At 69.7% G+C, this 7,629-nt stretch carries 8 protein-coding genes; all 8 read right to left on the bottom strand.

Annotated features, from left to right (window positions below; genetic code table 11):
- Positions 1–837, bottom strand: an 837-nt coding sequence (locus HA630_RS20675; RefSeq protein WP_166837371.1) for an ATP phosphoribosyltransferase regulatory subunit, incomplete at its 3' end; no start/stop codon positions are given.
- Between the two features lie 88 nt (positions 838–925).
- A complete protein-coding gene (gene hflC, locus HA630_RS20670) occupies positions 926–1,816 on the bottom strand; it encodes a protease modulator HflC (protein WP_166837369.1) in 891 nt (296 codons plus the stop codon).
- An 18-nt stretch (positions 1,817–1,834) separates the two neighbouring features.
- Entirely contained in the window at positions 1,835–3,190 is a 1,356-nt protein-coding gene (hflK, locus tag HA630_RS20665; protein WP_243855590.1) for an FtsH protease activity modulator HflK, read from the bottom strand.
- Between the two features lie 45 nt (positions 3,191–3,235).
- Positions 3,236–4,399, bottom strand: a complete 1,164-nt coding sequence (gene hflX, locus HA630_RS20660; protein ID WP_166837367.1) for a GTPase HflX — start codon at positions 4,397–4,399, stop codon at positions 3,236–3,238.
- A 49-nt stretch (positions 4,400–4,448) separates the two neighbouring features.
- Positions 4,449–4,694 carry an RNA chaperone Hfq gene (gene hfq, locus HA630_RS20655; protein WP_407061938.1) on the bottom strand — a complete coding sequence of 82 codons (246 nt, stop codon included), beginning with the start codon at positions 4,692–4,694 and terminating at the stop codon, positions 4,449–4,451.
- A gap of 81 nt (positions 4,695–4,775) precedes the next feature.
- The gene (der, locus tag HA630_RS20650; protein WP_166837365.1) at positions 4,776–6,107 is read right to left on the bottom strand and encodes a ribosome biogenesis GTPase Der; all 1,332 of its coding nucleotides are present in this window, start codon (positions 6,105–6,107) and stop codon (positions 4,776–4,778) included.
- Complete coding sequence (gene bamB / locus HA630_RS20645; protein ID WP_166837363.1) at positions 6,104–7,249, bottom strand: outer membrane protein assembly factor BamB; 1,146 nt, start codon at positions 7,247–7,249, stop codon at positions 6,104–6,106. The genes der and bamB overlap by 4 nt, the downstream gene beginning before the upstream one ends.
- Positions 7,246–7,629: tetratricopeptide repeat protein (locus HA630_RS20640; RefSeq protein ID WP_243855588.1), on the bottom strand; the 384-nt coding region annotated here is incomplete at its 5' end. The genes bamB and HA630_RS20640, both read right to left, overlap by 4 nt.

Raw genomic sequence — 7,629 nt, 5'->3', positions numbered from 1 at the left:
GGCGGCGGCGAACACCGAAAAGCGCAAGCCGGTGTAGTAGGCGTAACCGCGCAGATCGGCCAGGTCGAACGACACCCGGGCGCCGTCCAGGCGCTCGGCCAGCCAGCGCAGGTCGGCCAGGGCGCGGTCCAGCAAGGGGCTGGCCGGCAGGCGGCGGGCGGCCTCGTCCAGCACCGCGGCGTCGCCGTACAGGGTGGGCAGGCAGCGCAGCGCGTCGCGCACCGCGGCCGGCAGGTCGCGGCTGAGCTCGGCCAGCGTGGCCACGTCCTTGGCCGCCAGCGCGGCGTGCAGGCGCGCGACGGTGGCCGCAGGCAGGGCCAGACCGGCCAGCACCGCGTCCACCACCCGCACATCGCCCAGATCGACCACCTGGTGCGGCAGGCCAGCGGCCTGCAGGCAGGCCTGGGCCAGTTCCAGCACCTCCAGGTCGGCTTCCAGGCCGGCGTGGCCGTAGAGTTCGGCGCCCAGTTGCAGCGGCTCGCGCGTGGCGTGCGGCCGGTCCACCCGGGCGTGCAGCACCGGACCGCAGTAGCACAGGCGGGTCACCCCGGGGCGGTTGAGCAGGTGCGCGTCGATGCGGGCCACCTGCGGCGTGGTGTCGGCGCGCAGGCCGAGCGAACGGCCCGAGAGCTGGTCCACCAGTTTGAAGGTCTGCAGGTCCAGCGCTTCGCCGGTGCCCGTCAGGAGCGAATCCAGGTGCTCGAGCAGCGGCGGCTGCACCAGCTCGTAACCGTAACGGCGCGCGGTGTCGAGCAAGGCGCGGCGCAGGTCTTCGATGTGCCGCGCCTCGGAAGGCAGGACATCGGCGATTTGATCCGGTAGGACCCAGGCGGACATGGATGTGGGGGTGCGGTTAAAACAGGGATTTTACCGGCAGCAAAAAAGCGACCCGCCTGAGGCGGGTCGCCTGGCCGGCACGAGGGGGTCAGCGACCGCCCGGGGCGCTGCTGCGCAGGCCCTTGAAGAACTCCGAGGACGGGTCCATGACCAGCACGTCGTTCTTGCTGGCGAAGCTGGACTTGTAGGCCTCCAGGCTGCGGTAGAACTGGGCAAACGCCGGGTCGCGGCCAAAGGCCTCGTTGTAGGCGCGGGCGGCTTCGGCGTCGCCCTCGCCCTTGACCTTCTGGGCCGCGCGGAAGGCCTCGGCCACGATCACCTCGCGTTGGCGGTCGGCGTCGGCGCGGATTTTTTCGCCCTCGGCGAAGCCGGTGGAGCGCAGCTCGTTGGCCACGCGCTTGCGCTCGGCCTCCATGCGGTCGTAGACCGAGCGGGTGATGGTCTCGGCGTAGTCGATGCGGGTGATGCGTACGTCCACCACGTCCATGCCCCAGGGCTTTTCGGCGCCGCGCACCGCGGCCAGCACCTCGCGCTTGACGTCGGCCATCAGCTCTTCACGCCGGCTGGACAGCAGCTCGCGCACGGTGCGCTTGTTGACTTCCTGCTGGAAGGAGTTGCGCACCACCCGGTTGAGCTGGATGGCGCCGGCGCGCTCGTCCACGCCCACGTTGCGGATGTAGGCCGACGGGTCGGCGATGCGCCAGCGCACGTACCAGTCGATCACGACGCGCTGCTTCTCGGCGGTCAGCGTCGGCTCGGTGTCGGTGCTCTCCAGCGTCAGCAGGCGCTTGTCGATGTAGGAGACGTTCTGGAACGGCGGCGGCAACTTGAAGTTGAGGCCGGGTTCGGTGATGACGTTTTGAATTTGGCCCAGCTGGTAGACCACACCGAACTGGCGCTGGTCAACCACAAAAAGCATGGAACTGGCCAGGCCGAGGGCCACCAGCAGGGAGGACAGGATGAAACCGATCTTGTTCATGGCGGGGGCTCCGGGCGGTCAGCGGGTTTCGCGGTCGCGGGAACGCGCGTCGTTGCGGTTGCGCGCATCGGCGGGCAACAGGGGCGCCGGGGTTGGCGCGGCCGCGGGCGGGGTGCCGGCGGCGACCGGCGCGGGCGCGCCGGCGGCCTGCACGATCTTGTCCAGCGGCAGGTACAGCAGGTTGGAGTTCTGGCGCGTGTCGATCAGCACCTTGGTGACGTTGCCGTACACCTCCTGCATGGCTTCGAGATAGAGCCGCTCGCGCATCACCTGCGGGGCCTTGGCGTGTTCGGCCTGCACCAGGCGGAAGCGCTGCGCGTCACCCTCGGCCTGGGCCACGATGCGGGCCTTGTAGCCTTCGGCCTCTTCCAGCAGGCGCGAGGCGGCACCGCGGGCACGCGGCACCACGTCGTTGGCGTAGGCCTCGGCCTCGTTCTTGGCGCGCTCACGCTCCTGGCCGGCCTTGAGCACGTCGTCGAAGGACGCCTGCACCTGCTCCGGGGGTCGCACCCCGCCCTGCTGCAGGTTGATGCCCACCACCTCGATGCCGACGTTGTAGCGGTCCAGGATGGTCTGCATCAGGGTGCGCACACGGGGGGCGATCTGGTCGCGTTCTTCGGCCAGCGCGGCGTCCATCTTCATGTTGCCCACCACCTCGCGCACCGCGGTCTCGGCGGCCCGGATCACGGCCGCGTCCGGGTCGCGGCTGGCGAACAGGTAGGCGCGCGCGTCGCTCAGGCGGTACTGCACCGCGAACTTGATCTCGACGATGTTCTCGTCCTGGGTCAGCATCGCCGACTCGCGCAGCCCGGTGGCCGGCACGATGGTGTCGCGGCCCACGTCCACCGAGCGGATCTGGGTGACGAACACCGCCTCGTGGCGCTGGATCGGGTACGGCAGGCGCCAGTTGAAGCCGGCGCCCACGGTGCTGTGGTACTTGCCGAACTGGGTGATGACGGCCTGCTGGCCTTCCTGCACGATGAAAAAGCCGGTGCCCAGCCAGATCAAGGCGGCCACGCCAGCGATCAGACCGGCACCGATGCCGGCGCTTTTCGGATCGGGTTTGAACGGCGGCGGGGTGTTGCCGCCCTGCCCGCCCCGGCCGCCGCGTCCGCCCCCCAGCAAGCCGCCGAGCTTGCGGTTGAAGTCGCGCCAGAGTTCGTCCAGGTCAGGCGGGCCCTGGTTGGCGCCCTGCGGCCGCTGGCTGGGCCGGGGCGGATCGCGGCGTTCTTCTTCGTTCTGGTGACCGGACGCCCCCGTTTGACGCGGCTCTGCCTCGTCGTCGCGGCCCCAGCGGGGGTCGTTCAGGTTGAACATGCCCTTCAGACGGCTCCAGCGGGGCGACGAAAGGGGGCGCGATGGATTCCAGTTCATGGGTGGCGTTCTCTTTGGGGTAGCGGTGTGGGGTATTGTGCCGAATCAGTCCGGGTCTGCTGCCGCTGCGGGGGCTTCCATGCCGGGCATCTGGCGCAGGCGCTCGGCCAACAGGCGGCGCAACGCATCCAGCCCCTGGCCGGTGTGTGCACTCAGAAAGATACGAGGCACGCTCTGGCCGTCCAGTTCCATCGCATCGACCGATTGCAGCGGCTGCAACGCCGGGTCCACCGCGTCGAGCTTGTTGAACACCAGGATTTGCGGGATGTCGGCCGCGCCGATGTCGCGCAACACCGCCTGCACGTTCTGGATCTGCTTCGGGTGGGCGGGGTTGGAGGCGTCCACCACATGCAGCAGCAGGTCGGCGTCCTGCGCCTCCTGCAGGGTGGCGGCGAAGGCATCGACCAGGGTGTGCGGCAGGTCGCGGATGAAGCCCACCGTGTCCGACAACGACACGCTGCGTCCGACCTCGCCCAGGTACATCTGGCGGGTGGTGGTGTCGAGCGTGGCGAACAATTGGTCGGCGGCGTAGGCCCGCGCCTTGACCAGGGCGTTGAACAGCGAGGACTTGCCGGCGTTGGTGTAGCCCACCAGCGAGATGTTGAAGGCACCGCGGCGCTCGCGCTGACGGCGCTGGGTGCTGCGCTGGCGCTTGACCTTGTCGAGCCGCTCGCGGGTGCGCTTGATGGCGTCGCCGATCATGCGGCGGTCGAGTTCGATCTGGGTTTCGCCCGGGCCGCCGCGCAGGCCAATGCCGCCGCTCTGGCGCTCCAGGTGCGACCAACGCCGCACCAGGCGGGTGGACAGGTATTGCAGGCGGGCCAGTTCGACCTGCAGCTTGCCTTCGTGGCTGCGTGCGCGCTGCGCGAAGATTTCCAGGATGAGCAGGATGCGGTCGTTGACCGGCATGCCCAGGTAGCGTTCGAGGTTGCGTTGCTGGGCCGGGCTCAGGGCTTGGTCGAACAGCACCTCGGCGGCGCCGTGGCCCAAGGCCAGGGCCTTGATTTCATCGGCCTTGCCTGAGCCCACGAACAGGGCCGGGTCGGGCGCGCGGCGTTTGCAGACCACCTTGTCGACCACGGTGTAGCCGGCGGTGGCGGCGAGCTGGGCCAGTTCGTCGAGTTCGCCGTCGAAGTGGGGCAAACCCAAATCAACGCCGACCAACACGACACCCGGCAGGCGGCCGCTAGGGGAGGTTTCGGATTTCAATGTGTTCGGGTGGACCCGCCTGGCCAGGGCCGGCGGGTCCGGGCGCCCATCAGGCGGCGTCGGTCGGCTGGGCGCTGGCGAACTGCACCGGGCGGCCCGGCACGATGGTGGAGATGGCGTGCTTGTACACCATCTGGGTCACGGTGTTGCGCAGCAGCACCACGTACTGGTCGAACGATTCGATCTGCCCCTGCAGCTTGATGCCGTTGACCAGGTAAATGGACACGGGCACGTGCTCACGACGGAGCTGGTTCAAGAACGGGTCCTGCAAGAGTTGGCCTTTGTTGTTGCTCACGATATGTTCCGTGTTCAAAAAGTTTTGGGACTGTGACCTTACCACAGCCCCGTCGCGTTTGTGCGGTGCCGCACAGCAGGCTCAGGCGTCGTAGGGGTTGGCCGAGGTCTTGAACTCGATGCGCAGCGGCGTACCCACCAGATCGAACGCCTTGCGGAAGCGCCCTTCCAGGAAACGCTTGTAGGCGTCGCTCACGCCCTCCAGCGAATTGCCGTGGATGACGATGACCGGCGGACTCATGCCGCCTTGGTGGGCGTAGCGCATCTTGGGGCGGAACATGCCGCTGCGCTTGGGCGCCTGGAACGCCAGCGACTCCTGCAGCAGGCGGGTGAGCACCGGGGTCGGCATTTTTTTGGTGGCCGACGCGTAGGCGTGGGCGATGGACTTCCACAGCGGCGCGATGCCCTGGCGCTTTATCGCCGAGATCATGTGCATGGGCGCGAATTTGAGGAAGGCCAGCCGGCTTTCGATGGAGCGCTGCAGCTGTTCGCGCTGGTAGCTGTCGATCGCGTCCCACTTGTTGATGGCGATGACCACCGCGCGGCCGCTGTCCAGCACAAAGCCGGCGATGTGGGCGTCCTGGTCGGTCACGCCCTGGGTCGCGTCGATCAGCAGCAGCACCACGTGCGCGCTTTCAATGGCCTGCAGCGTCTTGACCACCGAGAACTTCTCGACCGCCTCGAACACCTTGCCCTTGCGGCGCAGGCCGGCGGTGTCGATCAGCTCGAACTTCTGGCCATTGCGCTCGAACGGCACCGAAATCGCGTCGCGGGTGGTGCCCGGCATGTCGAAAGCGACCAGGCGTTCCTCACCCAGCCACACGTTGATCAGGGTGGACTTGCCGACGTTGGGGCGGCCCGCCACCGCCAATTTGATGACGGCGTTTTCGGACTCGGTCGGGGTGTCGTCCTCGTCGGACCAGTGCAATTGGTCGAGCGCGGCCTCGACCATGGAGCGCACGCCCTGGCCGTGGGCGGCCGACACCGGGATCACCTCGCCCAGGCCCAGCTCGTAGAACTCCGACAGCTGGGCGCCGGCCTTCATGCCTTCGGCTTTGTTGGCCACCAGCAGGCAGGGCTTGTTGAGCTTGCGCAGGTAGTTGGCGATGTCGTGGTCCTGCGCGCTCAGGCCGGCCCGGGCGTCGAGGACGAAGATGACGACGTCGGACTCGGCCACGGCCTGCCGCGTCTGCTTGGCCATCTCTTTGTAGATGCCGCTGCCCGCGTCGGGCTCGAAGCCGCCGGTGTCGATGACGATGAACTCCCGCTTGCCCAGCCGCGCGCTGCCGTAGTGGCGGTCACGCGTCAGGCCGGGGAAGTCGGCCACGATCGCGTCGCGCGACTTGGTCAGGCGGTTGTACAGGGTGGACTTGCCCACATTGGGGCGGCCCACGAGGGCGATGACAGGTTTCATTCGGGGCGCCAGCCGTACACGCCGCCTTTGCGGGTGACGGCGATGAGGGTGTTGCCGGCCAGGAAGGGGCCGGCGACGACGGCCGAGCCGTCGGTGGACAGGCGGTTGAGCAGGGCGCCGTCTTCGCGCGACAGCAGGTGCACAAAGCCCTGGGCGTCGCCCACCATGATGGAACGGCCGGCGGCCAGCGGGGCGGTCACGCCGCGGTGCAGCAGGCGGTCGGTGGACCAGGCGCGCTCGCCATTGGCGCGCTTCCAGGCCTGCACGCGGCCGTTGCTTTCCACGCCGTACACCCGGTCGGCGTCGGCGTGGACGCCGGTGGCGCCGTCGGCCGGCTGGGTCCACTGCAGGGTGCCGCGGGCGGCGTCAACACAGCCCACCGCCGCCTGGAAGGCCCGCGCACAGACCTGGTCGTCGACGCGGCCGACGCGGCCGACCAGGTCGACCAGGCGCTCGATTTCGTTGATGCCGCGCGGGCGGGCAATCGCCGCGTCCCAACGCAGTCCGCCGTTGGTCGGGTTCAACCCCACCAGCCGGCCGGACACGCCCGCCACCAGGGTGTCGCCCACGGCCAACAGCACGCCGGGCTGCTGCAGGATCAGGGGGTCGGTGCCGCGGGCGGCCTGCGACCACAGGCGCGCGCCGGTTTTGCCGTCGTAGGCGGCGACGCTGCGGTCGGCGGCCAGCACGAACACGCGCTCACCGGCCACCAGCGGCGGCGTGAACACCCGCGCCGACAGACGCACGCGCCACTGCTCGCCGCCCGCATCCAGGGCCACGAGGTCGTTCTGACGCGTGACCACGGCGGCTTGGCGGCCGTCGCTGCCAACCCCGGCCGACAACGGCGCCTTGGCGTCGGCACGCCACAGCGTCTGGCCGCTGCGGGCATCGAGGGCCTGCACCAGGCCGGTGGCGTTGGCCAGCACCACGGTGCTGCCCTGCACCGCGGGGGTCATCAGCGGGTCCACCGCGCCCACGCCCACGTTCCAGGCCAGCGTGGCCGGCACCAGGGCCGACACCGGCGCCAAGGGCGCCGGGCTGGGCCGTTTGGGACCACTCGAACACGCGGCCAGGGCCACGGTCAGGGCCAGCAAGGGCCACACGCGGGTAGCGCGCAAAGAAGCAAAGGCGGTCACGTTCACCGGGAAGTCTCCAGTTGGGGGGCGGCGCCGCTGCCGGGTTGCACACCCAGGGCGTTGAGCTTGGCTTCGACGATGCGGCGGTAATCCTGTGTCGCGTCCAGCGCGGTCCAGGCCTGCCCGTAGGCCTGGCGGGCCTCCTCGGCCTTGCCCTGCGCCATCAGGGCGTCGCCACGGCGGTCGGCGGCCAGGCCCTCAAAACCCGGGGCCATGCCCTGGGCCAGCCAGCCCAGCGCGGCCTCGGGCTGCTCGGCCTGCAACTCCAGGCTGGCCAGGCGCAGCCGGGCGACGGACGCCACGTCGGCGTCGGCTGGGCTCTCGGCCACGGCGCGCAGGGCCTGGCGGGCGGCGTCGGTCTGGCCGGCGGCGTTCAGCACGCGGGC

This window comes from Aquabacterium sp. A08 (assembly GCF_011742065.1).
This window is presented reverse-complemented; position numbering and strand designations above follow the sequence as displayed.